Below are 22,657 nucleotides of genomic sequence, written 5' to 3'. Positions count from 1 at the left end.
CTGGTCGACCCGCGGGGCCGGCCGGTCGGCGGGGGTGGCGACGTGCCGACCGCGGCGCGGGTGCTGCTCGGCCGGGAGCCGTCCGCGGCGCCGCCGGGCGGGGTCGTCGGCTGGGTGCCGGCGGTGTGCGTGCTGCTGCGCCGGGTCGCGCTCGACTCGGTGGACGGCTTCGACCCGCGCTACGTCGACGCGTTCGACGACGTCGACCTGGGCGAGCGGCTGGGCAGGGCCGGGTGGCTGTGCCTGCGGGCGCCACGGGCCCTCGCCACGGTTCACCCGTCCGGGCCCGGCCCGCCGGAACGCTCGGCGCCCGCTCGCCGACTCTACGTGCACGAACGCAGTCCCGCGGTGGCGCGGGCGCTGCTGACGCTCGCCGGCCGCGGGCCGCGCGGCTGACACGAACTTCAGCGGGCACGAACGTCAGCTGAGACGAACTTCCGGGGAGGACCGTTGTTGGACGACGTCGAGGCCGTGGTGCTGGTGGGTGGGAAGGGCACCCGGTTGCGCCCGCTGACCCTGTCCGCGCCCAAGCCGATGCTGCCCACCGCCGGGGTGCCCTTCCTGGCGCACCTGCTGTCGCGGATCCGGTCGGCCGGGGTGCGCCGGGTCGTGCTCGGGACCTCCTACCTGGCCGAGACGTTCTCCGAGCACTTCGGCGACGGCTCCCGCTACGACATGGAGATCGAGTACGTGGTGGAGGACCACCCGCTGGGCACCGGCGGCGGCATCCGCAACGTGGCCAAGCACCTCACCACCGACGACGTGCTGGTGTTCAACGGCGACGTGCTCGCCGGCACCGACCTCAACGCGGTCGTGAAGACCCACCGCGACACCTCGGCCGACGTCACGCTGCACCTGGTGCGGGTGCAGGACCCGCGCGCCTACGGCTGCGTGCCGACCGACGCGACCGGGCAGGTGCTGGAGTTCCTGGAGAAGACCGAGGACCCGCCCACCGACCAGATCAACGCCGGCTGCTACGTGTTCCGCCGCTCGGTGATCGACTCGATCCCGGAGGGCCGACCGGTGTCGGTCGAGCGCGAGACGTTCCCCGGGCTGCTCGCGGCCGGGGCGCGGGTGTCGGGGCACGTCGACAACGCCTACTGGCGCGACATGGGCACCCCCGCCGACCTGGTGCACGGCTCGGCCGACCTGGTCCGCGGTGTCGCGCCGTCCGACGCGCTGCCCGGCGGCACCGGCGAGGCGCTCGTGCTCGCCGACGCCACTGTCGACCCGGAGGCGTTCGTGTTCGGCGGCACCACCGTCGGGCGCGGCGTGCGGATCGGCGCCGGGGCCCGGATCGAGGGCGCGATGCTGTTCGACGGCGCGGTGATCGGCGAGGGCGCCGTGGTGGAGCACTCCGTCGTCGGCGCCGGGGCGCGGGTCGAGGAGGGCGCGCTGGTCGCCGACGCCGTCATCGGCGACCGGGCCGTCGTCGGGGCGCACTGCGAGCTGCGCAAGGGCATGCGGGTGTGGCCCGACGTGGTGCTGCCGCCGCACGGGGTGCGATTCTCACCGGATGTCTGAGGCGCTCGGGTGAGCGCGCCGGCGGCGACCGGCGCGGTGCGGGAGTGGCGCCCCGACTACGCCCTCGACGTCCGCGGCCTCCTGGCGCCGCTGCGCCGCGGGGCGGGCGACCCGGCGCTGCGGTTCACCGAGGAGGGCCTCTGGTACGCGAGCACGACCGCCGACGGCCCGGCCACGCTGCGGCTGCAGCGCCGCGCCGACGGCACCGTCGTGGCGACGGCGTGGGGTCCGGGTGCCGGCCGGGTGCTCGACGGCGTGCCGGCGCTGCTGGGCGCGCACGACCGGCCCGAGGAGTTCGTCGCCCACCACCCGCTCGTCGCCGACGCCCTGCACCGCCGCCCCGGCCTGCGGCTGGGCGCGACGGGCCGGGTGTGGGACGTGCTGGTGGCCGCGGTCCTGGAGCAGAAGGTCACCGGCACCGAGGCGCACCGGTCGTGGCGCGAGCTGGCCCGCCGCTTCGGCGAGCCCGCCCCCGGCCCGGCGCCGCAGGGCATTCGGGTGCCGCCGACTCCCGCCCAGTTGCGGGCGATCCCGGACTGGGAGTGGCACCGCGCCGGGGTGGACAACGCCCGCGGCCGGGCGCTGCGCGCGAGCGCGGCCGTCGCCCACCGCCTGGAGAAGGCCTGCGAGCTGGGCGGCACCGCGGGCCGTGAGCTGCTGCGGCTGGTGCCCGGCATCGGCGTGTGGACCGCCGCCGAGGTCGCCCAGCGGGCCTGGGGCGACCCCGACGCGGTCAGCGTCGGCGACTTCCACATCCCGTCGGTGGTCGGGTGGGCGCTGCTCGGGCGCAAGCTCGACGACGCCGGGATGCTGGAGGTGTTGGCGCCCTACGCGCCGCAGCGGCACCGGGCGGTGCGCTACATCGAGGCGTCCGGTTTCCGGCGGCCCCGCTTCGGCCCGCGGTTCTCCCCGCGTGACTACCGGGCCATGTGACGGTCTCCCTGCTCGACCGGCGGTAGCGCGGAGCCCTCGCAGGGATGATGGCGTCCCCGCAGCGTCAGGGGTGTTGTCGCAGCCCGCCGGCGCGCTGCGAGAACACGTCCAGGGCTGCGAGGTGTGCCCGGGTCCGCAGTGTCCGAGGTGACCGGGCCCCCCGCCCTGAGCGCCGAGCGGGGAGCCCGGTCGGGAGCCACGGGCGGACGGTCGCGGCCCGCCGCCGTGGCCCCTGACGAGGCGGTCGTGGTGACCGCCGGTTGGTGCGTCCGCCCGGTCGCCTCCGCGGCGACCGGACGGAGCGGTCAGCGGACCTGCGCGCCGGCGTTGAACGGGCGGTCGCCGGAGTTGCAGTCGGCGAAGGACCAGCGGCCGGGCGGGACCCACGCGCCGTAGCGGTTGTAGTCGGGCGCGTTGTTCTTGTCGCACCGGACGTAGGCGCGCAGCTGCCCGTCGCCCAGCGAGCAGGTGGAGCGGGCGCCGAAGCTGTAGACCTGGGTGGCGCAGGAGTAGGGCGCGGCGGACGCGGCGGGAGCCGTGGTGAGGGCGACCGCGGCCACGACCGCGGCGGTCACGCCGACGCGGCGCGCGGTGCGCAGGAACTGTTCCATCGCGGTACCCCACTCACCGGGTCTGGTAGCCGGCGTTGAAGGCGCGGTGGTTGATGTCGCAGTAGGCGTAGCTCGGGCCGCTCTTCTCCCAGCGGCCGTACCGGTTGTAGTCGGGCCAGTTGTTGACGTCGCAGCGCACGGTGGCGCGGTACTGGCCCGACCCGCCGGTGCATTCGGCCTTGCTGAAGTAGGAGTACACCGAGATCGTGCACCCCGACGGGGCGGCCGAGGCCACGCCGGCGCCGCCGAACGCGGCCAGTGCGACCAGCACCGCGGGTACCCCGACCCGCCGTGCCGTGGTGGAGATCCTCAACATCCCGCCTCCCGTTCCTCCGCGCCGTCGCGGAACGACCGGAGGTTATGGACCGGCGCGTCTCCCGGACAACGCGCTTGGCCCGGTGTTAAGGGCGGTCACGAGGCGCGTTAAGGAAGTGGCTCCGTCCGGTCGACCGCAGGCGACCGGTCGGCCCGCCCACGTCCGGGGCGGAGGCGCCGGGGCGTCGGCCCCCCGACGTAGGCTCGTCGGCGTGAAGGTCACTGTGCTGGTCGGCGGGGTCGGTGGGGCCCGGTTCCTGCTCGGGGTCAAGGCGGCGCTGGGCCTGCCCGCGGTGGGGCCGGGCGAGAGCGAGCACGAGATCACCGCGGTGGTCAACGTCGGCGACGACATCTGGTTGCACGGCCTGCGCATCTGCCCCGACCTCGACACCTGCATGTACACCCTCGGCGGCGGCATCGACTCCGAGCGCGGGTGGGGGCGTTCCGGGGAGACGTGGGGCGTGCGCGACGAGCTGGCCGCCTACGGCGCCGACCCGAGCTGGTTCGGCCTGGGCGACAAGGACACCGCCACCCACCTGGTCCGCACCCGGATGCTGCGGGCCGGGTACGCGCTGTCGGACATCACCACGGCGCTGTGCGCGCGCTGGCGCCCGGGGGTGGCGCTGCTGCCGACCACCGACGACCGCGTCGAGACCCACGTCGTCATCGACGACCCGGAGACCGGTCCCAAGGCGCGCAAGGCCATCCACTTCCAGGAGTGGTGGATCCGGCACAAGGCCGAGCCGCGCCCGCACGGGTTCGTGTCGGTGGGCGCCGACGACGCCACCGTGCTGCCGGCCGCGCGGGAGGCCATCACGGAGGCCGACGCGGTGCTCGTCGCGCCGTCCAACCCGGTGGTGAGCATCGGCTCGTCGCTGGGGGTGCCGGGGGTGCGCCAGGCGCTCGCCGCGGTGCGCGGCCGGGTGGTGGGCCTGTCGCCGATCGTGGGCGGGCGCCCGCTGCGCGGGATGGCCGACGCCTGCCTCGACGCCATCGGCGTCGAGACCACCGCCGAAGCCGTGGGGCGGCATTTCGGCGCCCGCTCCGACGGCGGCCTGCTCGACGGCTGGCTCGTGCACTCCGGCGACACCGCCGACGTGCCCGGTATCGAGGTGCGGTCGGTGCCGCTGCTGATGACCGACGTCGACGCGACCGCGGAGATGGCCCGGCGCGCCCTGGAGCTGGCCGGTGTCTGAGCCGCGCACCCACGAGGGCGACCACGCCGCACCGGGCGCGATCACCGTCCTGCCGGTGCGCGGGCTGCCCGAGTTCCGCCCCGGCGACGACCTGGCCGCCGCGCTGGTCGAGGCCGCGCCGTGGATCGTCGACGGCGACGTCGTCGTCGTCACGTCGAAGGTGTTCTCCAAGACCGAGGGCAGGCTGGTCCCCGCCCCGACCGACCCGGACGCGCGCGACGCGCTGCGCCGCGAGCTGGTCGACCAGGAGACCGAGCGCGTGCTGGCCCGCCGGGGCCGGACGCTGATCGTGGCCGGCAAGCTCGGCATCGTGCAGGCCGCGGCGGGCGTGGACGGCTCCAACGTCCGCGCCGACGAGCTGGCGCTGCTGCCGGCCGACCCGGACGCCAGCGCCGCCCGGCTGCGCGCCGACCTGCACCGCCTGCTCGGGGTCACGGTGGGCGTCGTCGTCACCGACACGATGGGCCGCTCGTGGCGCGTCGGGCAGACCGACGTCGCCATCGGCTCGGCCGGGCTGGCCGTGCTGCACCGCTACGAGGGCCAGACCGACCCGCAGGGCAACCCGCTGCTGGTCACCGAGGTCGCGCTGGCCGACGAGCTGGCCGCGGCGGCCGACCTGGTGAAGGGCAAGCTCGGCGGGCTGCCGGTGGCCGTGGTGCGCGGCGCCGCCCCGGAGGACGACGGCTCGACCGCGCGCGAGCTGGTCCGCCCGATCGACGAGGACATGTTCTGGCTGGGCACGGACGAGGCCATCGGCCGGGGCAGGCGGGAGGCGGTGCTGCTGCGCCGCAGCACCCGGGACTTCGCCGACGAGCCGGTCGACGCGGCGGCGTTGCGCCGCGCCGTGGGCGCCGCGCTGACCGCGCCTGCGCCGCACCACAGCACCCCGTTCCGGTTCGGCTGGCTGCGCGACCCGCGGCGGCGCACCGCGCTGCTGGACGCGATGGCCGCGCGCTGGCGCGAGCACCTGGAGGCCGACGGCCGCCCGGCCGACGAGGTCGAGCGCCGCATGGCCCGCGGCGACCTGCTGCGCCGGGCCCCGGAGCTGGTGCTGGCCTTCCGCACCGGTGACGGCATGCACACCTACCGCGACGACGCCCGCCGCGTCGGCGAGCGGACGATGTTCACCGTGGCCGGCGGGGCCGCGGTGCAGTCGTTCCTGGTCGCGCTGGCCGCCGAGGGGTTGGCGTCCTGCTGGGTCGGGTCGACGATCTTCGCCGCGGACGTCGTGCGCCGCGAGCTCGACCTCCCGGCCGACTGGCAGCCCCTCGGGGCGGTCGCCGTCGGGGTGCCGCGCGAGCCGCTGGCGGCCCGCCCGCCGCGCGACCCGGCCGGGGGCTTGGTCGAGTGGTAGCCGCCGCGAGGGCCGCCGCGGAGCTGGCCGCCTGGGCCCCGGACGGGCCGGCGCAGGAGTCGCTGCGCCACGCCCTGCTGGCCTTCCTCGACGCCCGCCCCGACGACGCCTGCCTGCGCTCCTGCGTCCCCGGCCACCTCACGGCCTCGGCGCTGGTGCTGGACGCCGAGGGCGAGCGCGCCCTGCTCACGCTGCACCCCCGGGTGGGGCTGTGGCTGCAGCTCGGTGGGCACTGCGAACCGGGCGACGCGAGCCTGCGGGCGGCGGCGCTGCGCGAGGCGACCGAGGAGTCCGGGATCGACGGGCTGAGCATCTCCGAGCACCCGGTCCACGTCGGCGTGCACCCGATCACCTGCTCGCTCGGCGTGCCGACCCGCCACCTGGACGTCCAGTACCTGGTGCGGGCGCCGGCCGGCGCGGTGGAGCGGATCAGCGACGAGTCCGACGACCTGCGCTGGTTCCCGCTCGACGGGCTGCCTTCGGACGACGCTGCCCTGGCGGAGCTGGCCGCGGCGGTGCGGGCTCAGCGCCAGAACATCAGCTCGCCGTAGCCGAACGAGGCCAGCTCCACCGAGCCGCCGAGCCCGCCGAAGACCGCCCAGCCGAGCTCGAAGAACACCGCCGCGACCCCCGGGACGCCGATGAAGAGCGCGAACAGCGCCAGCGGCGCCCACGGGCGCACCCGCGCGGCCAGCCGGACGGCCCCGGCGGGCAGGTACGGCTCCAGGGCGCCGAAGCCGTCCAGACCCGGTACCGGCAGGATGTTCAGCACGAAGGCGAGCACCTGGACGAGCGCCAGGCAGGACAGCGCGACCACGAGCCCGACGGGCATCGGGACGAGCGCCACGGCGAGGCAGAGCAGCAGGCCGAGGCCGAGATTGGTGAGCGGTCCGGCCAGCGAGATCAGCGATCGCCGGGCACGGGACCGGACGAGTGCGTGGTTGATCCAGACGGCCCCGCCCGGCAGGGGGATGCCACCCAGTAGGAGGAACAGCACGGGCAGGACGAACGTCAGCGCGACGTCCGAGTAGCGCCGGATGTCCAGTGTCAGGTAGCCCTTCTCGCGGACCGTCCAGTCACCCGACCGGTAGGCGACGATCGCGTGCGCGAACTCGTGCAGGCACAGCGAGACCGACCAGCCGCCCAGCACGAGCAGCACCACACCGGCGGTGAGCAGCGGCGATGACCCGGACGCCAGCAACGCTGAGGTACCGAGCGCGGCGAGCACTCCACCGACGAGTGTCACCGAGACGAGGAGCAGGAACCACGGACTGATCCGATTCGGCAAGGTGGCCACCCGGTCATTGTGCTGAACGGGCGACCGATGGGGTGGAGCGCATCACTCGGACGGCAGCTTCGGCTTGCCAGGACGTCCCCACAGCGCTGTACTTACATCGCTGTGATTCGGGCCGTGGTTCTCTGGTCCGGGTAGCCATTCGCCGGGTGTGGGGAGGTGGGCGAGTGAAGTTGATCAATGCGTCAGAGCTGGTCGGGATGTCGCTGGGGGCGCGGATCCCGACCGCCTGCGGAGCCTCAGGCGTCATCCGGGGGGAATCGGGCCACGGGGGAACGAGTCGGTACGAACTGATCGGGGGGAGCGGGATGTCGGGCGAGACGGGCCGGGAGATGCCGGTTCGTGATTCGTCGGGCGAGGAGTTGGTCGTGGTCGGGGACGGCCCGATCGGCGACGACCTGTCGATCGACCTGGTCGACGACGGGGGAGTCGACGACGGGCTGGGGACGCCGCCCGCGGCGCTGCCGCAGTTCGACGTGCTCGGGTCGTTCGCCGCGGCGGACGACGAGGAGCCCGACTGGCAGGAGCGCGCGCTGTGCGCGCAGACCGACCCGGAGGCGTTCTTCCCGGAGAAGGGCGGCTCCACGCGCGAGGCCAAGCGCATCTGCTCGGGGTGCGAGGTGCGCGCCGAGTGCCTCGACTACGCGCTCGCCCACGACGAGCGCTTCGGCATCTGGGGCGGGCTGTCCGAGCGGGAGCGCCGCAGGCTGCGCCGCGCCGCCATCTGAAACTCCGTCGAGAACGAACTTGTCGTGATCAACAAGCCCTGTTGATCACGACAAGTTCGTTTTCGACGGTCCCCCGGGGGGTGGAGGTCACTCCGGGGCGCCGCCGTCGACGGCGTCGGGCTCGATGTTGAGGTACTCGGCCACCTGCTCGACCAGCACCTCGTGCAGCAGGTCGGCCAGGTCCTCGCCGCCGCGGGCCCTGGCCTCCAGCGGGCGCCGGTAGAGCACGATCCGCGCCCGCGACGGCAGGCCGTCCGGGTCGACGCCCGCCGGGACCAGCCGGGCCAGCGGCACGCCGACGTCGGCGAGCACGCCCTGGCCCCACACGACGTCCTCCGGCGAGGTCTCGTCGATCTCGGGGACCTCGTCGACGGCGAGGTCGAGCTCGGAGAGCTCCGAGCCCCACCGCAGCTCGATCGGCTCCAGCGCCTCCAGCACCAGCGCGTCGAACTTCTCGGCGCGGGTGCGGGACGCGGGCGTGCTCGCCGGGTACATGAGTCCGCGCAGGCCACGGCCCCGTCGGTCGCGCCGGCGGGGCGAGCGGCGGCGGCTGCGTCGGGCGGTCGTCACCGGCCGATCCTACGACCCCCGGGGGCAGGCGGAGCGCACCCGCGCGTCGCGCTGAACTCTTGTCGGGTGCAGGCGCTATGGTCGGCGGCGTGTTGAGTGTGCGGCGGTGTTCGCGGTCGGGGTGCACCGAGCCCGCGGTGGCCACGCTCACCTACGTCTACGCCGACTCGACGGCGGTCGTGGGTCCGCTGGCCACCCAGGCCGAGCCGCACTCCTACGACCTCTGCAACGCCCACGCCCACCGCCTCACCGCCCCCCGCGGCTGGGAGGTCGTGCGCTTCGAGGGCGAGTTCGCCCCGCCGCAGCCGATGAACGACGACCTCACCGCCCTGGCCGAGGCCGTGCGCGAGGCCGGCCGGGCCGACCGCCCCGCCCCGCCGCTGCCCACCAGCGGCACCGGCCGCCGGGGCCACCTGCGCGTCCTGCCCGGCCCCTCCGACGACTGACACCACCCACCGGCACCGCTCAACCGGGCGGGGTGCACGAAGGCGTCGGACCTCCCCGCTAGGGTTCCGTTCCGTGACGGACCTGTCGGCGATCGTGAAGGCCTACGACATCCGCGGCGTCGTCGGCGACCAGTTGGACGTACCGATGATGCGCGACCTCGGCGCCGCGACGGCGCGCCTGCTGCTGTCCGACGGCCCGGTCGAGCGCGTCGTCATCGGCTACGACATGCGCGACAGCTCCCCCGAGCTGTCCGCGGCGTTCGCCGAGGGCGTCACCGGGCAGGGCGTCGACGTCGAGAACATCGGCCTGGCCAGCACCGACATGCTCTACTTCGCCTCCGGCCGGTTCGACGTGCCCGGCGCGATGTTCACCGCGAGCCACAACCCGGCCCAGTACAACGGCATCAAGCTGTGCCGCTCCGGGGCGCGCCCGATCGGGCAGCAGACCGGGCTGGCCACCATCCGCGCCGACGTCGAGGCCGGGGTGCCCGCCGGCCCCGGCGGCGGCGAGGTCACCGCCTCCGACCAGCTCACGGCCTACGCCGGCTACCTGCGCGGGCTGGTCGACCTCAGCGGCATCCGCCCGCTGAAGGTCGTCGTCGACGCCGGCAACGGGATGGGCGGCTACACGGTGCCGGCCGTGCTCGGCGGGGCCGCCGAGCTCCCGCTCGACATCGTGCCCATGTACTTCGAGCTCGACGGCAGCTTCCCCAACCACGAGGCCAACCCGCTCGACCCGGCCAACCTGGTCGACCTGCAGAAGCGCGTCGTCGAGGAGGGCGCCGACATCGGCCTGGCCTTCGACGGCGACGCCGACCGCTGCTTCGTCGTCGACGAGCGCGGCGAGCCGGTCAGCCCGAGCGCGATCACCGCCATGGTGGCGGTGCGGGAGCTGGCCAAGTCGCCGGGCTCGGCGGTCATCCACAACCTGATCACCTCGCGGGCCGTTCCGGAGATCGTCCGCGAGCACGGCGGCACCCCGGTCCGCACCCGTGTGGGCCACTCGTTCATCAAGCAGACGATGGCCGACACCGATGCCGTGTTCGGCGGCGAGCACTCGGCGCACTACTACTTCCGCGACTTCTGGCGCGCCGACACCGGCATGCTGGCCGCGATGCACGTGCTGGCCGCCCTCGGCGAGCAGACCGGCCCGCTCTCGGCCCTGATGGCGTCCTACGGCCGCTACGCCGCCTCCGGTGAGATCAACTCGACGGTCGCCGACCAGGCCGGGCGGGTCGCCGCCCTCCGCGAGGCCTACGCCGGCCGCGAGGGCGTCGAGCTCGACGAGCTCGACGGGCTCACCGTCTCCCTGCCCGACGGCTCCTGGTTCAACGTGCGGGCCTCGAACACCGAGCCGCTGCTGCGCCTCAACGTGGAAGCGGCCGACGACGCGGCCGTTTCGGTGTTGCGCGACGAGGTACTGGCCGTCATCCGGTCCTGAGCCCGCCGAACGAGGTCGGGACGAGGTCCGGACAACGGGGCCCGGGCGATCCGCGCGCGGTACAGGGGCGCAGATCGGGCCGGGTCCTGGCAGCATCGCGGACATCCCGTACGGAGGAGGAGAAAGTGGCCGTACAGCTCGACCCCCAGCTGATGGACATCCTGGCCTGCCCGTCGGACGACCACGCCCCGCTGCGCCCGGGAACGCCGGACGACCCCGCCGCCGACGTGCTCACCTGCACGTCGTGCGGGCGCGGGTTCCCGGTGCAGGACGGCATCCCCGTGCTGCTGCTCGACGAGGCGACCCCGCCGACGTCCGGCCCCGACGCGCCGGCCGTCGGCGCCTGATGGTGGTCGACGACGCGCTGCTCACCGACCCGCGGGCGCTCGCAGCGGTCGACACCGGTGGTGTGCTGAGGTCCGCGGCCACCGCGGGCGCCCAGGTGCGCTCCGGCGTCGACGCGGCCATGGACGCCGGGGTCGCCGAGCTGTCCGGGCACCGGCCGAGGGCCGTGGTGCTGCTGCGCAGGCCCGGTGCCTCCCGGGCCGCGACCGAGCTGCTGTCCGCGCTGCTCGGCCCGGCCGTCCCGGTGCCGGTGGTGCTGACCGACCGCGTCCCCAGCTGGATCGGGCCGCTGGACGTGGTGGTCGCCCACACCGCCGACGCCACCGACGCCGAGCTGGCCGACGGCGTCGGGCTGGCCGCGCGCCGCGGCGCGGAGGTGCTGCTGTCCGCCCCCGGCGACGGGCCGGTCGCCTCGGCGGGCGCGGGGCGGGTGCGGCTGGTGGAGCCGCGCATCCCGGTCCCCCCGGGCCTCGACCTGCCGCGCGCGCTCACCGTCGGCCTGGTCGCGCTCAGCGCGCTCGACCTGATCGACATCCCGCTGCAGGGCGGGCTGGTGCCCCTGGCCGACCAGCTCGACGCCGAGGCCGAGCGCAACCAGCCCGGCCACGAGCCGTTCCTGAACCCGGCCAAGTCGATCGCCCTGCGGCTGGCCGAGCACACGCCGCTGCTGTGGGGCACCGACGCGCTGGCCGCGGCCGTGGCGGGGCACGCCGTCGAGGCGCTGGCCACGCACGCCGGCGTCGTCGGGTACGCCGCCGACCTGGCCTCCGCGGTCACCGCCACCGGCCTGGTGCGCGCGATCGACCGGGGCGCCTCGGGCGGCGACATCTTCCGCGACCCGTTCGACGACCCGGCCGAGGGCGCCGCCGCCCCGCCGCCGCGGCTCGTCCTGCTGGCCACCGGCGACGAGGACCCCGGCCAGGTGTCGCTGCGGCTGGCCGGGCGCACGTGGCCCTCGGCCGACCTGGTGCACCCTGTGGAGGAGGTGCCGCGCGACGTGCGGCACGCCCCGCTGCTGCGCGCGGTCGTGCTGGCGTCCCGGCTGGTCGTGGCCTCGGTCTACCTGGGCCTGGCCACGCGCACGATCGAGCCGGCCTGACCGGGGCCGGCCCGCACAGTTTCTGATCACAGGCTTTCTGATCACAGGCAGAGCCGGTAGAGAGACAGAGGAGTCCGAGCCGTCGTGGAGCTGCTGGAGAACTCGGTGCGCCCCTACGCGTGGGGGTCGCGCACGGTGATCGCCGAGCTGCTGGGCGAGGAGGTGCCCTCGGCGCACCCGCAGGCCGAGCTGTGGCTGGGGGCGCACCCGGACGACCCGTCGCGGCTCGTCGGCGCCGACGGCGCGCGCACCTCCCTGCTCGACGCGCTGCGCGCCGACCCGGCCGGGCTGCTCGGCCCCGACCGCGCCGACCGCTGGGACGGCACGCTGCCGTTCCTGCTGAAGGTGCTGGCCGCCGAGGAGCCGCTGTCCCTGCAGGCGCACCCGAGCCTGGAGCAGGCCCGCGCGGGGTTCGCCCGGGAGAACGCGATGGGCGTCGACCGGGCCGCCGCCGAGCGCAACTACCGCGACGCCAACCACAAGCCCGAGCTGATCTGCGCGCTGACCGAGTTCCACGCGCTGGTCGGCTTCCGCGACCCGGCCGCCACGGTCCCGCTGCTGCGCGCGCTGGACGTGCCCGAACTGGCCGGGCACGCCGAGCTGCTGGCCGCCCAGCCCGACCCCGACGGCCTGCGCGCGCTGTTCACCACCTGGATCACGCTCCCGCAGTCGACGCTGGACGTCCTGGTGCCGGCGCTGCAGGCCGGGTGCGTGCGGCTGGCCGGCAACGACACCGAGTTCCACGCCGAGGCCCGCACCGTGCTGGAGCTGTCCGAGCGCTACGCGGGCGACGCCGGGGTGCTGGCCGCGCTGCTGCTCAACCGGGTCACCCTCGCCCCCGGCGAGGCCGTGTACCTGCCCGCCGGCAACCTGCACGCCTACCTGCACGGCGCCGGCGTCGAGCTGATGGCGAACTCGGACAACGTGCTGCGCGGCGGGCTCACCCCCAAGCACGTCGACGTGCCCGAGCTGCTGCGCGTCCTCGACTTCACCCCGGCCACGCCCCCGGTGCTCACCGGCACCCCCGACGGCGCGTGGCTGCGCTACGACACCCCGTTCGAGGAGTTCCTGCTGCGCCGTTGGGAGAGCACCGGCCTCCCGTCCACCGAGCCCATCGCGGTCCCCGACGGCGGTCCCCGCATCCTGCTGTGCACCGCCGGCTCGGCGAGCGTCGCGGCGCCCGGGGGCGACCTGGAGATCAAGCGCGGCGGCTCGCTGTGGCTGGGCGCCGACGACACCGGCATCACGCTGGCCCCCGGCACGGAGCGCACCCAGCTGTTCCTGGCCGGCGACGCCTTGGGCTGACCCGGCTCGCGGGTTCCGGACGCGGCGTTCGGACGCCGCGTCCGATGACCGCCGGAACCGGCCGGCGCCCCGCCCCAAGATCGTTGACATGGCAACGGAATTGACGGGCAGGGTCGCGATCGTGACCGGCGGGAGCCGGGGGATCGGACGGGCGGTGGCGGTGCGGCTGGCCGAGGCGGGCGCGGAGGTCGTGCTGACCTACCGGGAGAACGCCACGGCGGCGGTCGAGGTCGTGGACGAGATCCGCGCGAAGGGCGGGCGGGTGCTGGCGGTGCGGGTCGACAGCGCCGAGGCCGGGTCGATGGACGACGTCGTCGAGCGCACGGTCGCGCGCTGGGGCCGGTTGGACGTGCTGGTGAACAACGCCGCCGAGTTCGTGCTCGGCCCGCTCGACGACATGGACGCGGCCACGTTCGACCGGGTGGTGGCCACCAACGTGCGGGCGCCGTTCCTGGCGGCCCGCGCCGCCGCCCGGCACATGGGCGACGGCGGGCGGATCGTCACGATCGGCAGCAACGTCGCCGAGCGCACGCCGTTCCCGGGGCTGACCCTCTACGCGCTGAGCAAGTCGGCGCTGGTCGGGATGACCAAGGGGCTGGCCCGCGACCTCGGTCCGCGGGGCATCACGGCCAACCTGGTCGACCCCGGCCCGACCGACACCGACGCGAGCCCGGCCGACGGGCCGCAGGCCGCAGTGATCGCCGGGTTCACCGCGCTCGGGCGCTTCGCCCGGCCCGAGGAGATCGCCGGCACGGTGCGGCACCTGGCCGGCCCGGAGGCCGGGTACGTGACCGGCGCCGTCATCGCGGTCGACGGCGGTTTCACCGCTTAGTCCGAATCGCCGGATTATCGGGACGCCGCGTTATCGCCCGAAATGGTCGATGATGCGGCTTTCCCGACTATTCGCCCCCACCGTCCCGCGCGGGCGCGCGCCACCCGCTAGGGTCGGCCGGTCCGAAATCCTTGGGAGGGGGCGCGGTGTCTGCAGGTGGGGGAACCCGGGCGATCGTGGCGGCGTTGCTGGCCAATGCCGGGATCGCGGTCGCGAAGTTCATCGGCTTCCTGTTCACCGGTGCGTCGTCGATGCTGGCCGAGGCGGTGCACTCGGTGGCCGACACGTCCAACCAGGGGCTGCTGCTGCTCGGCGGCAAGCGGGCGAAGCGCGCGGCGACCAGCGAGCACCCGTTCGGCTACGGCCGCGACCGCTACTTCTACTCGTTCGTCGTCGCGCTGCTGCTGTTCACCCTGGGCTCGGTGTTCGCGCTCTACGAGGGCATCCACAAGCTGGAGACGCACGAGGGCCTGACCGACCCGATCGTCGCGGTGGGCATCCTGGTGGTCGCGATCGCCCTGGAGACGTACTCGTTCCGCACCGCGATCCACGAGTCCCGCCCGCTCAAGGGCGGCCTGTCGTGGTGGCAGTTCATCCGCCAGTCCAAGCAGCCCGAGCTGCCGGTCGTGCTGCTGGAGGACTTCGGCGCGCTGGTCGGGCTGGTGCTGGCGCTGCTGGGCGTCGGCCTGTCGTGGATCACCGGCAACGCGGTGTTCGACGCGTTCGGCACGATCGCGATCGGCCTGCTGCTCGGCGTCATCGCGATCATCCTGATCATCGAGATGAAGAGCCTGCTGATCGGCGAGGGCGCCACCGCACCGGTGCTGGGCAAGATCAACGCGGCGCTGCAGCAGGACCCGGTCGAGCGGGTCATCCACATCCGCACCCAGTACATCGGGCCCGAGGAGCTGCTGGTCGCGGCGAAGATCGCGCTCACGCCGCGGCTGGCGGTCGAGGACGTCGCCCGCGCCATCGACGCCGCGGAGGCGCGCGTCCGGGAGGCCGTCCCGGAGGCCCGGCCGATCTACCTGGAGCCCGACCTCGACCGCTCGTCGACCTCCGTCACCGGCTGAGGCCGGGCAGGCTCGGGTTAGGTTCAGGAAAGCCACGATGCTGCCCTGTGAGGGCAGTATCGTGGCTTTCCTGAACTTCCGGCGGGGAACTTCTGGCGGGGGAGGTCGGCGCGGGGGGCGGGGGAGGGCGGTCAGCGGGGGCGGGAGGCCTCTTCGGCTTCGCGGATGTAGTTCGGGTCGGTCTGCAGCCGGCTGCGGCGCGCGCCGTAGACGAAGTACACGACGATCCCGACGGCCATCCAGACCATGAACCGCACCCACGTCGAGGCGGGCAGGTTCAGCATCAGGTAGAACGAGGCCAGCGCGGCCAGGGCCGGCACCACCGGGACGCCCGGCACCCTGAAGGCGCGGGGCAGGTCGGGGCGGGTGCGGCGCAGCACCAGCACGCCGATGGCGACCAGCACGAACGCGAACAGCGTGCCGATGTTGACCAGTTCGGCCAGCTCGCTGAGCGGGATCAGCGCCGCCATCAGGGCCACCGCGGTGCCGGTGACGAGGGTGGTGCGCACGGGCGTGCCGGTCTTCTGGTTGACCCGGGAGAACACCGGGGGCAGCAGTCGGTCGCGGCTCATCGCGAAGAACACCCGGCTCTGCCCGAGCATCAGGATCATCATCACCGTGGTCAGGCCGAACAGCGCCCCGACGGAGATGATCGTGGCGAACGCCGGCTGGCCGACCGAGCGGAACGCCTCGGCGAGCGGGGCGTCGACCTTGATGTCGGTGTACTTGACCATGCCGGTGACCACGAGCGAGACCGCCACGTAGAGCGTGGTGCAGATGGCGAGCGAGGCGATGATGCCGATCGGCATGTCGCGCTGGGGCTTCCTGGTCTCCTCGGCCGCGGTGGCCACCACGTCGAAGCCGATGAAGGCGAAGAACACCAGCGCGGCGGCGGTGAAGATGCCGGCCACGCCGAACGTCCCGGACGGCATGCCGAGGTCCTGCAGCAGCGACGGCGTCGCCTCGGCGCCGGGGGCGGGGGGCGACCCGGCCGGCGGGATGAACGGCGACCAGTTGGCCGTGTCGATGAAGAACGCCCCGGCGATGATCACCAGCAGCACCACCGCCACCTTGATGACGACCATGACCAGGTTGACCGTGGACGACACCTTGATGCCGAAGCAGATCACCCCGGTCAGCAGCAGCACGATCACCGCGGCCACCAGGTTGTGCCCGTCGCCGTAGGCCCAGTCCGGGACGGTGATCCCCAGCTGGCCCATCACGTCGGCGAAGTACGTCGACCAGCCGACGGCGACGGTCGCGGCGCCGAGGGCGAGCTCCAGGATCAGGTCCCAGCCGATGATCCAGGCGATCAGCTCGCCGAGGCTGGCGTAGGAGAACGTGTATGCCGACCCGGCCACCGGCACGGTGCTGGCGAACTCGGCGTAGCAGAGCGCGGCCAGCGCGCAGGCGATCCCGGCGACCACGAACGAGAGCGCGACCGCCGGTCCGGCCTTCACGGCCGCGGCCTCGCCGGTGAGCACGAAGATCCCGGTGCCGATGACCACGCCGACCCCGAAGACCGTGAGGTCGATCGGGCCCAGTCGTTTGCGCAGCTGGTGCTCGGGTTCCTCGGTGTCGCGGATCGACTGCTCGATGCTCTTCGTGCGCCACACGTTCACCGGCCGGGCTCCTCCCGCGACGAATGCGATGCCCGGCGAGTAGCTCCGCCGGTCCGCCACGAAACATTCTGTTGCGGCTATATAGCTAGCGGGGTATGTTTGGGAGCGTGACGTTCGAGGTGCTCGCCGAACCGGTCCGCCGCCGCATCCTCGACCTGCTGCGCGAGCGCCCTCGACTGGTCGGCGAGCTGACCGCCGAGCTCGGGCTGAGCCAGCCCGGCACCTCCAAGCACCTGCGCGTGCTGCGCGAGGCCGGGCTCGTGCGGGTCAGGGCGGAGGCGCAACGGCGCTGGTACGAGCTCGACCCGGCGCCCCTGGCCGAGGTCGACGCGTGGCTCGCGCCGTACCGCTGGATGTGGGCCGACCGCTTCGACGCCCTCGAACGCCACCTCGATGCCGATCCCGACCCCGTGGAGGACCGATGAGCCAGACCCTGGACACCCAGGACGGCCGTTCCGTGCTGCGGATGCGGCGCCGGTTGGCGCACCCGCCGGCCAAGGTGTGGAAGGCGCTGATCGAGCCGGAGCGACTGGCCGAGTGGTTCCCCACGACGGTGCGGCCGGAGCTGCGCGTCGGCGGGAAGGTCGACTTCGGCTTCGGCGAGCCCGGCGAGGTCACCGAGCTGGCGGAGGGCCGGGTGATCGCCTACACCTGGGACGCCGACCACCTGCGCTGGGAGGTCCGCCCCGACGGCGACGGCTCCCTGCTGCTGCTCACCCACACCTTCGACGACCGGTCCGGCGCGGCCAGCTTCGCCGCCGGCTGGCACACCTGCCTGGAGGGCATGGTCCTGATGCTGGCCGGGGGCTCCGCGAGCGCCGTCGACACCGACGACCGGGCCCTGCACGAGCAGTACGTGTCCGAGCTGGGCCTGGACACCTGCGACGTCCAGGAGGTCCCGGACGGCTGGCGCGTGCGCCTGGAGCGCCAGCTCACCCGCCCCGCCGACGCAGTGTGGACCGACCTCGCGGGCGCCTGGCCCGGCGCCGGCCCGGTGCTCGTCGCGGACGAGCCGAAGGCGCTGGAGCAGGAGGCCGGCGGCGGGCGCGTGCGCTGGGAGCTGGGCGAGGGCACCGGCCACGGCGCCCGCCTCACCGTCACCTGGACCGGCCCCGACCCGGCCGCCCGCGACGCCGCCGCCACCCGCATCCCCGCCCTCACCGCCCGCCTCTCCCGCCCCTGACCCGCGCCCCGGCCCCGTCGAGAACGAACTTGTCGTGATCATTCCGGCCTTTCGATCACGACAACTTCGTTCTCGACGGGGGTCGGCGTGCGGGCCATGCGGCGGGCGCGCAGGGCGAGGACGGCCGGGCCGCACGGCCACCGCGGGGCGAGCCGGTTGGCCCGGGTGCACTCCGTGCACCGACCGTCCGGGCCGGCCCGGTGCACGACCAGCAGGCCGCCCCACACGTTCGGCCACCCGGCCACGATCGCGGCGGCTTCCTCGATCCGATTGCGACTGTCCTCAGTAGGCACCCGGACGAGCGTCCGCACGTCGCTCCGACGGCGGGTTCCCGTTTCGGTGACCACATCGGCACGATGTGTCATCGAACGGACGGGGGGCGCATGGACAACGGGAGCGGGTCGGTGGTGCACCGGCGGATCCTCGGTCGGCGGCTGAAGCTGCTGCGCGAGGAGTTCGGGCTGACGCTGGAGGAGGCGGCGCCGAAGCTGGACTGGTCGACCAGCACGCTGAGCCGGATCGAGAACGGCCAGCAGGCACCCAACGTGCACGGGATGCGGTCGATGATGGACCTGTACCAGGTCACCGGCGACGGCTGGGAGGACCTGCTCCGCATGACCAGGGAGGTCCGGCGCAAGGGCTGGTGGCGGGCCTACGGCCTGGGCGACGACGCCTACGTCGGCTTCGAGGCGGAGGCGAGCCGGGTCCAGGAGTTCGCGCTGTCGTTCTTCCCGGGGCTGCTGCAGGTCCCGGAGTACTCGCGCGCGCTGTTCACGACGGCGGTGGAGCGCACGCCAGAGCACCTGGCCGACGTCATGCAGGTGCGCGCGATCCGGCAGCGGCGGCTCACCTCCGCCGAGCACCCGCTGGAGCTGGTCACCGTGGTCGACGAGTCCGTGCTGCACCGCCCCATCGGCGGGCCGGCGGTGCTGCGCGAGCAGCTCGCGCACGTCGTGCGGGCCGCGGCCCTGCCGTCGGTGACGCTGCAGGTGCTGCCGACGGCGGTCGGCGCCCACGCCGGCATCGCCTCGCCGCTGGCCGTCCTGAGCTTCGAGCACCTGGGCGAGCCGGACATCGCCTACGTCGAGCACACGCTGGGCTCGTTGCGCGTGGAGAAGGAATCCGAGGTGCGGCGGGCTAGGATCGTGATCGACCGGCTACGTTCGGCTGCGCTCGGTCCCGAGGAGTCCCTGGCGCTGGTCCGGGAGGTCGCGGCGCAGCTCTAGGAGGCGCGCGTGGACACTCCCGAGCCCCAGTGGCGCACGAGCACCTTCAGCGGCGGCTCCGGCAACAGCTGCGTGGAGGTCGCCTTCCTGCCCGACGCCGTCGCCGTCCGCGACACCAAGGACCGCACCCGTTCCCCCCAGCGGCACAGCCCAGCCGCCTGGCGCGCCTTCCTCGCCGCCGTCCGCGACGGCCGGTTCCGCCCGCCGACCCCGTCGAGAACGAACCTGTCGTGATCAACAGGCCCTGTTGATCACGGCAACCTCGTTCTCGACGGGGACCTGAGCAGGACGACCTGGGTCCGCGGGTCGTAGTGGACGGCGGGGGCGCCGTCGACCACGTGGTCGGCGCGGGCGGCCGTGTCGACCGCGGCGAAGTGGACGCGCTCCTGGCTCGCCCATGCCTCCCAGTGCGGCCGGTAGGTCTCGCCGTCGCGGGCCATGCTGCGCCGGTAGCGCACCGTCTCGGGCGCCTCCAGCCACAGCACGAGCGACGCGTGCCCGGCCACCGCTCCGGCGCCGACGCCCTCCACGACGAGCACGTCCGGGCGTCCGAGGTCGACCTCGGGCCCGTACGCGCCGGCGTGCCAGTCGTAGCGGCGGTAGCGCGCCGGCGAGCCGCCGGCCAGGGCGTCGACGAGCGCGCGCAGCCGTCGCACACCCTCGTCGAGCCCGTCCCACCCGTCGTACAGGTCGTCCATGTGCAGGACCGGCGGCCCGCCCAGCGCGGCGGCCAGCCGCCCGGCCAGGGCCGTCTTGCCGGCCCCGGACCGCCCGTCCACGCACACGACCCGGGTGCCGGCGCAGCGCGCGGGCGCCCGCCGGACCCGGTCGGCCAGCTCGTCGAACCCGACGACCTCCCGGCTCAGCCGCGCCATCGCCGGGACCGGCGGGTCCTTCGCCATCAGCCGCGCTGACCGGCGAACTTCTCGCGCAGCGTCTTCTTGGAGAACTTGCCGACCGAGGTCTTGGGCACCTCGTCGATGAACTCGACGGCGTCGGGCAGCCACCACTTCGCCACCCGCGGGGTGAGGAACTCGATGATCTCCTCGGCGGTGAGCGTCTCGCCCTCCTTGACGACCACGCAGGCCAGCGGCCGCTCCACCCACTTCTCGTGCGGGATGGCGATCACCGCGGCCTCGGCCACCTTGGGGTGGGCCATGATCTCGTTCTCCAGCTCGACCGAGCCGATCCACTCGCCGCCGGACTTGATCAGGTCCTTGGTGCGGTCGACCAGGCGCAGCGAGCCGTACCGGTCGCCGGTGGCGACGTCGCCGGTGCGCAGCCAGCCGTCCTCGGTGAACTGGGCGCCGCCGCCCTCGCCGCGGTAGTACTCCCTGGCGATCCACGGCCCGGCGGCCTGCACCTCGCCGGTGGCCCTGTCGTCCCAGGGCTGCGGCTCGCCGGTCTCCGGGTCGACCAGCCGGACGTCGACCAGCGGCGCCGGGACGCCCTGGCGGGCCCGGAAGTCGGCGCGCTGGTCCTCGGTCCAGTCGGCGTGATGGGACCGCGGGCTGCTGACCGTGGCGATGGGGCTGGTCTCGGTCATGCCCCAGGCCTGCAGCATGGGCACCCCGATGGCCTCGCGGTAGGCCTCGGACAGCGCCCTGGGCACGGCCGAGCCGCCGCACAGGATGGTCTTCAGCGACGACAGGTCGTGCTCGGGCAGCAGCGGCAGCACACCCATCCAGATGGTGGGGACACCACCGGTGACCGTCACCTTGTGCCGCTCCAGCAGCGACACGATCGCCTGCGGGGTCATGTTCGGCCCGGGCATCACCATCGACGACCCGGCCAGCAGGCAGCCGTAGGGCAGGCCCCAGGCGTTGGCGTGGAACATCGGCACGATCGGCAGCACGACGTCGCGCTCGGACAGGTTCATCGCGTCGGTGGTCAGCGCGACCAGCGAGTGCAGCACCGCCGAGCGGTGGCTGTAGACCACGCCCTTCGGGTTGCCCGTGGTGCCGGACGTGTAGCACATGGCCGCGGCGGTGTTCTCGTCCAGCACCGGGAACGCGCCCTCGAACGGGGTCGCCGCGGCCAGCAGCTCCTCGTAGTCGTGCACGCGCGGGTCGGACGGGACCTCGGCGTCGGCGCCGTCGTCGATGACCACGACGTGGCGCACGGACTGCAGCTGGTCGACCAGCGGCCAGAACAGCGGCAGCAGCGACCGGTCGACGAAGACGACCTCGTCCTCGGCGTGGTTGGCGATGTAGACGAGCTGCTCGGGGAACAGCCGGATGTTCAGCGTGTGCAGCACCCGCCCGGTGCACGGCGCGGCCAGGTAGAGCTCCAGGTGGCGGGCGGTGTTCCAGCAGAACGTGCCGACCCGCCCGTCCGCGGAGATCCCCAGCGTGTCGAGCACGGTCGCGAGCCTGCGCACGCGCACGGCCCACTCGGCGATCGTCGTGCTCGTCTCGTCGGTCGTGCTGGCCGTGACGATCGTCTTGTGGCCGAAGTACTGCTCGGCGCGGTGGAAGACGTGGGTCAGGGTGAGTGGGCGGTCCTGCATCAGCCCGAGCATCGGCGCTCCTTCGACGACTGCGGCGTGGCGGTCGAAAGCTACCCGCGCCGGTCGTCGATGACCATGCGTCAGCGCTGGTCGCGGAGCCGGTCGCGGGCCTGCATGAGCGCGAAGCCGAGCAGGTTGAGCCCCGGCCACACGGAGGGGTCGTCGGCGCGCGGGTCGTCGGCGGCCATCCCGATGCCCCAGATCGCGTCGCGCGGGCTCGCCTCCACCAGGACCCGCGGCTCGGTGCCGAGCAGGAACGCGCGCAGGTCGTCGTGCGCGGCGAACTTGGCGACGTTGCCGGCCACCACGATCTCGAAGCGCTCGGCCTCCCAGGCCGCCGCGCGGAACCCGCGCACCTGGGCGCCGATCTGCTTCGCCTCGGCCGGCGTGGCGGCGGCCAGGACGCGCTCGGCGGCCTCGTCGTCGTCGAACAGGACGGCCTTGCGCCACATCATCCAGTGCTCGGCCGAGGCGTAGCTGCGGCCGTCGACCTCGAACTCGGCCGGCCACCACTGGCTCAGGCAGCCCTTGCCGGGTGAACCGTCGGGCGTCGGCTGGTGCCCCCAGAAATGCAGGTACCTCACCGTGACGCCGGTGGCGAGCAGGTCGAGCAGTTCGGCTACCGAGCGCGGGGACACGGGCGACAGTCTCGCGGGCGACACCCGTCCGCGCACGCCCTGTCGTCCCGGTCGGCCGATCCCACCGCCGTCGACGGGCCCGCAGAACGGACGCGTGCGGTTAGGCTCGACGGCCGTGACGCCCTCCGGCCGGACCGCCTCGGTCTGCCTCGACGTGGGCTCCACGTGGACCAAGGCCGCGCTGGTGGCCCCGGACGGGACGCTCGTCGGCTTCGCCGAGCACCCGACCACCCGCCACGACGTGCTGGAGGGCGTGGACGCCGCGGTCCGCGGGGTGTCCGCGGCCGCCGCCGCGGGCGAGCGCGAACCGGCCCTGCTGGCCTGCTCGTCGGCGGGCGGCGGGCTGCGGCTGGCCGTCGTCGGGTCGGAGCGGCTGGCCGCCACCGAGGCCGGCCACCGGGTGGCCTGCTCGG

At 74.2% G+C, this 22,657-nt stretch carries 28 protein-coding genes; 19 read left to right on the top strand and 9 right to left on the bottom strand.

The window, feature by feature from the left end:
- The 3 genes from KIK08_RS25640 to KIK08_RS25630 all read left to right on the top strand — a co-directional run.
- A partial coding sequence (locus tag KIK08_RS25640; RefSeq protein ID WP_408004720.1) for a glycosyltransferase family 2 protein occupies positions 1 to 396 on the top strand: 396 nt, incomplete at its 5' end.
- Between the two features lie 57 nt (positions 397 to 453).
- Positions 454 to 1,524, top strand: a complete 1,071-nt coding sequence (gene manB / locus KIK08_RS25635) for a mannose-1-phosphate guanylyltransferase (RefSeq protein ID WP_250557799.1) — start codon at positions 454 to 456, stop codon at positions 1,522 to 1,524.
- Positions 1,525 to 1,533: 9 nt separating this feature from the next.
- The gene (locus KIK08_RS25630) at positions 1,534 to 2,457 is read left to right on the top strand and encodes a DNA-3-methyladenine glycosylase family protein (protein WP_308257883.1); all 924 of its coding nucleotides are present in this window, start codon (positions 1,534 to 1,536) and stop codon (positions 2,455 to 2,457) included.
- Positions 2,458 to 2,762: 305 nt separating this feature from the next.
- Here the strand turns inward: KIK08_RS25630 and KIK08_RS25625 are convergent, their stop codons facing one another.
- Together KIK08_RS25625 and KIK08_RS25620 are read right to left on the bottom strand one after the other, a co-directional pair.
- Complete coding sequence (locus tag KIK08_RS25625; RefSeq protein ID WP_214405810.1) at positions 2,763 to 3,068, bottom strand: hypothetical protein; 306 nt, start codon at positions 3,066 to 3,068, stop codon at positions 2,763 to 2,765.
- 13 nt (positions 3,069 to 3,081) lie between these two features.
- Positions 3,082 to 3,384 carry a hypothetical protein gene (locus KIK08_RS25620; RefSeq protein WP_214405809.1) on the bottom strand — a complete coding sequence of 101 codons (303 nt, stop codon included), beginning with the start codon at positions 3,382 to 3,384 and terminating at the stop codon, positions 3,082 to 3,084.
- Between the two features lie 211 nt (positions 3,385 to 3,595).
- Between KIK08_RS25620 and cofD the strand changes: the two genes are divergently transcribed.
- From cofD to KIK08_RS25605, 3 genes are read left to right on the top strand one after another with little or no spacing between them, the layout of a single operon-like run.
- Positions 3,596 to 4,579: a 2-phospho-L-lactate transferase gene (cofD, locus tag KIK08_RS25615; RefSeq protein ID WP_214405808.1), complete on the top strand. Its 984-nt coding sequence runs from the start codon at positions 3,596 to 3,598 to the stop codon at positions 4,577 to 4,579.
- A complete protein-coding gene (locus KIK08_RS25610) occupies positions 4,572 to 5,933 on the top strand; it encodes a coenzyme F420-0:L-glutamate ligase (protein WP_214405807.1) in 1,362 nt (453 codons plus the stop codon). Before cofD ends, KIK08_RS25610 begins: the two co-directional genes overlap by 8 nt.
- Positions 5,927 to 6,484 carry an NUDIX hydrolase gene (locus tag KIK08_RS25605; protein WP_214405806.1) on the top strand — a complete coding sequence of 186 codons (558 nt, stop codon included), beginning with the start codon at positions 5,927 to 5,929 and terminating at the stop codon, positions 6,482 to 6,484. Before KIK08_RS25610 ends, KIK08_RS25605 begins: the two co-directional genes overlap by 7 nt.
- Here the strand turns inward: KIK08_RS25605 and KIK08_RS25600 are convergent.
- The gene (locus KIK08_RS25600) at positions 6,457 to 7,230 is read right to left on the bottom strand and encodes a site-2 protease family protein (RefSeq protein ID WP_308257882.1); all 774 of its coding nucleotides are present in this window, start codon (positions 7,228 to 7,230) and stop codon (positions 6,457 to 6,459) included. The genes KIK08_RS25605 and KIK08_RS25600 overlap by 28 nt on opposite strands.
- Before the next feature lie 458 nt (positions 7,231 to 7,688).
- Between KIK08_RS25600 and KIK08_RS25595 the strand changes: the two genes are divergently transcribed.
- A complete protein-coding gene (locus KIK08_RS25595) occupies positions 7,689 to 7,955 on the top strand; it encodes a WhiB family transcriptional regulator (protein WP_214405812.1) in 267 nt (88 codons plus the stop codon).
- An 87-nt stretch (positions 7,956 to 8,042) separates the two neighbouring features.
- Here the strand turns inward: KIK08_RS25595 and KIK08_RS25590 are convergent, their stop codons facing one another.
- Positions 8,043 to 8,525: a metallopeptidase family protein gene (locus KIK08_RS25590; RefSeq protein ID WP_214405805.1), complete on the bottom strand. Its 483-nt coding sequence runs from the start codon at positions 8,523 to 8,525 to the stop codon at positions 8,043 to 8,045.
- A 77-nt stretch (positions 8,526 to 8,602) separates the two neighbouring features.
- Here KIK08_RS25590 and KIK08_RS25585 point away from each other — a divergent pair, with 77 nt between their 5' ends.
- The 7 genes from KIK08_RS25585 to KIK08_RS25555 all read left to right on the top strand — a co-directional run bounded on the left by KIK08_RS25585 (position 8,603) and on the right by KIK08_RS25555 (position 15,066).
- Positions 8,603 to 8,971, top strand: a complete 369-nt coding sequence (locus KIK08_RS25585) for a DUF3499 domain-containing protein (protein ID WP_250557798.1) — start codon at positions 8,603 to 8,605, stop codon at positions 8,969 to 8,971.
- Positions 8,972 to 9,044: 73 nt separating this feature from the next.
- Positions 9,045 to 10,412, top strand: coding sequence for a phosphomannomutase/phosphoglucomutase (locus tag KIK08_RS25580; protein ID WP_214405803.1), 1,368 nt, complete (start codon positions 9,045 to 9,047; stop codon positions 10,410 to 10,412).
- Between the two features lie 125 nt (positions 10,413 to 10,537).
- On the top strand, positions 10,538 to 10,759 hold the full coding sequence (locus tag KIK08_RS25575; protein ID WP_214405802.1) for a Trm112 family protein: 222 nt from the start codon (positions 10,538 to 10,540) through the stop codon (positions 10,757 to 10,759).
- Positions 10,759 to 11,856, top strand: a complete 1,098-nt coding sequence (locus KIK08_RS25570) for an SIS domain-containing protein (RefSeq protein ID WP_214405801.1) — start codon at positions 10,759 to 10,761, stop codon at positions 11,854 to 11,856. The genes KIK08_RS25575 and KIK08_RS25570 overlap by 1 nt, the downstream gene beginning before the upstream one ends.
- Positions 11,857 to 11,940: 84 nt before the next feature.
- Positions 11,941 to 13,161 (top strand): mannose-6-phosphate isomerase, class I, encoded by a 1,221-nt coding sequence (gene manA, locus KIK08_RS25565; RefSeq protein ID WP_214405800.1) that lies wholly within the window; start codon positions 11,941 to 11,943, stop codon positions 13,159 to 13,161.
- An 88-nt stretch (positions 13,162 to 13,249) separates the two neighbouring features.
- The gene (locus tag KIK08_RS25560) at positions 13,250 to 13,993 is read left to right on the top strand and encodes a 3-oxoacyl-ACP reductase family protein (RefSeq protein ID WP_214405799.1); all 744 of its coding nucleotides are present in this window, start codon (positions 13,250 to 13,252) and stop codon (positions 13,991 to 13,993) included.
- Between the two features lie 146 nt (positions 13,994 to 14,139).
- Complete coding sequence (locus tag KIK08_RS25555; protein WP_214405798.1) at positions 14,140 to 15,066, top strand: cation diffusion facilitator family transporter; 927 nt, start codon at positions 14,140 to 14,142, stop codon at positions 15,064 to 15,066.
- A 131-nt stretch (positions 15,067 to 15,197) separates the two neighbouring features.
- Here KIK08_RS25555 and KIK08_RS25550 read toward each other — a convergent pair whose 3' ends face one another.
- Positions 15,198 to 16,688 carry an amino acid permease gene (locus KIK08_RS25550; RefSeq protein ID WP_214405797.1) on the bottom strand — a complete coding sequence of 497 codons (1,491 nt, stop codon included), beginning with the start codon at positions 16,686 to 16,688 and terminating at the stop codon, positions 15,198 to 15,200.
- Positions 16,689 to 16,783: 95 nt separating this feature from the next.
- On the opposite strand from KIK08_RS25550, the gene KIK08_RS25545 reads away from it, so the two are divergent.
- A complete protein-coding gene (locus KIK08_RS25545; protein ID WP_214405796.1) occupies positions 16,784 to 17,113 on the top strand; it encodes an ArsR/SmtB family transcription factor in 330 nt (109 codons plus the stop codon).
- On the top strand, positions 17,110 to 17,871 hold the full coding sequence (locus KIK08_RS25540; protein WP_214405795.1) for an SRPBCC family protein: 762 nt from the start codon (positions 17,110 to 17,112) through the stop codon (positions 17,869 to 17,871). Before KIK08_RS25545 ends, KIK08_RS25540 begins: the two co-directional genes overlap by 4 nt.
- 38 nt (positions 17,872 to 17,909) lie before the next feature.
- Here the strand turns inward: KIK08_RS25540 and KIK08_RS25535 are convergent, their stop codons facing one another.
- A complete protein-coding gene (locus KIK08_RS25535) occupies positions 17,910 to 18,164 on the bottom strand; it encodes a hypothetical protein (protein WP_214405794.1) in 255 nt (84 codons plus the stop codon).
- 90 nt (positions 18,165 to 18,254) lie between these two features.
- Here KIK08_RS25535 and KIK08_RS25530 point away from each other — a divergent pair, with 90 nt between their 5' ends.
- A complete protein-coding gene (locus tag KIK08_RS25530; RefSeq protein ID WP_214405793.1) occupies positions 18,255 to 19,097 on the top strand; it encodes a helix-turn-helix domain-containing protein in 843 nt (280 codons plus the stop codon).
- 9 nt (positions 19,098 to 19,106) lie between these two features.
- Positions 19,107 to 19,331 (top strand): DUF397 domain-containing protein, encoded by a 225-nt coding sequence (locus KIK08_RS25525; RefSeq protein ID WP_214405792.1) that lies wholly within the window; start codon positions 19,107 to 19,109, stop codon positions 19,329 to 19,331.
- 17 nt (positions 19,332 to 19,348) lie between these two features.
- On the opposite strand, the gene KIK08_RS25520 is transcribed toward KIK08_RS25525, so the two are convergent.
- The 3 genes from KIK08_RS25520 to ybiA form a co-directional block, all read right to left on the bottom strand.
- Positions 19,349 to 19,999: a nucleoside/nucleotide kinase family protein gene (locus tag KIK08_RS25520; RefSeq protein WP_214405791.1), complete on the bottom strand. Its 651-nt coding sequence runs from the start codon at positions 19,997 to 19,999 to the stop codon at positions 19,349 to 19,351.
- Entirely contained in the window at positions 19,999 to 21,618 is a 1,620-nt protein-coding gene (locus KIK08_RS25515; RefSeq protein WP_214405790.1) for a long-chain fatty acid--CoA ligase, read from the bottom strand. The genes KIK08_RS25520 and KIK08_RS25515 overlap by 1 nt, the downstream gene beginning before the upstream one ends.
- A gap of 68 nt (positions 21,619 to 21,686) precedes the next feature.
- Complete coding sequence (gene ybiA / locus KIK08_RS25510) at positions 21,687 to 22,244, bottom strand: riboflavin biosynthesis intermediates N-glycosidase (protein ID WP_308257881.1); 558 nt, start codon at positions 22,242 to 22,244, stop codon at positions 21,687 to 21,689.
- A 115-nt stretch (positions 22,245 to 22,359) separates the two neighbouring features.
- On the opposite strand from ybiA, the gene KIK08_RS25505 reads away from it, so the two are divergent.
- A partial coding sequence (locus KIK08_RS25505; RefSeq protein WP_308257880.1) for a glutamate mutase L occupies positions 22,360 to 22,657 on the top strand: 298 nt, incomplete at its 3' end.

It is taken from the genome of Pseudonocardia lacus (genome assembly GCF_018531445.1).
Lineage (GTDB): Bacteria > Actinomycetota > Actinomycetes > Mycobacteriales > Pseudonocardiaceae > Pseudonocardia > Pseudonocardia lacus.
This window is presented reverse-complemented; position numbering and strand designations above follow the sequence as displayed.

Bases quoted from the DNA above. Each gene is read 5' to 3' on its own strand.
- KIK08_RS25625 (WP_214405810.1), bottom strand. From the start codon at position 3,068: ATGGAACAGTTCCTGCGCACCGCGCGCCGCGTCGGCGTGACCGCCGCG.
- KIK08_RS25620 (WP_214405809.1), bottom strand. From the start codon at position 3,384: ATGTTGAGGATCTCCACCACGGCACGGCGGGTCGGGGTACCCGCGGTG.
- KIK08_RS25585 (WP_250557798.1), top strand. From the start codon at position 8,603: ATGGTCGGCGGCGTGTTGAGTGTGCGGCGGTGTTCGCGGTCGGGGTGC.
- KIK08_RS25570 (WP_214405801.1), top strand. From the start codon at position 10,759: ATGGTGGTCGACGACGCGCTGCTCACCGACCCGCGGGCGCTCGCAGCG.
- KIK08_RS25560 (WP_214405799.1), top strand. From the start codon at position 13,250: ATGGCAACGGAATTGACGGGCAGGGTCGCGATCGTGACCGGCGGGAGC.
- KIK08_RS25545 (WP_214405796.1), top strand. From the start codon at position 16,784: ATGTTTGGGAGCGTGACGTTCGAGGTGCTCGCCGAACCGGTCCGCCGC.
- KIK08_RS25540 (WP_214405795.1), top strand. From the start codon at position 17,110: ATGAGCCAGACCCTGGACACCCAGGACGGCCGTTCCGTGCTGCGGATG.
- KIK08_RS25530 (WP_214405793.1), top strand. From the start codon at position 18,255: ATGGACAACGGGAGCGGGTCGGTGGTGCACCGGCGGATCCTCGGTCGG.
- KIK08_RS25520 (WP_214405791.1), bottom strand. From the start codon at position 19,999: ATGGCGAAGGACCCGCCGGTCCCGGCGATGGCGCGGCTGAGCCGGGAG.
- KIK08_RS25515 (WP_214405790.1), bottom strand. From the start codon at position 21,618: ATGCTCGGGCTGATGCAGGACCGCCCACTCACCCTGACCCACGTCTTC.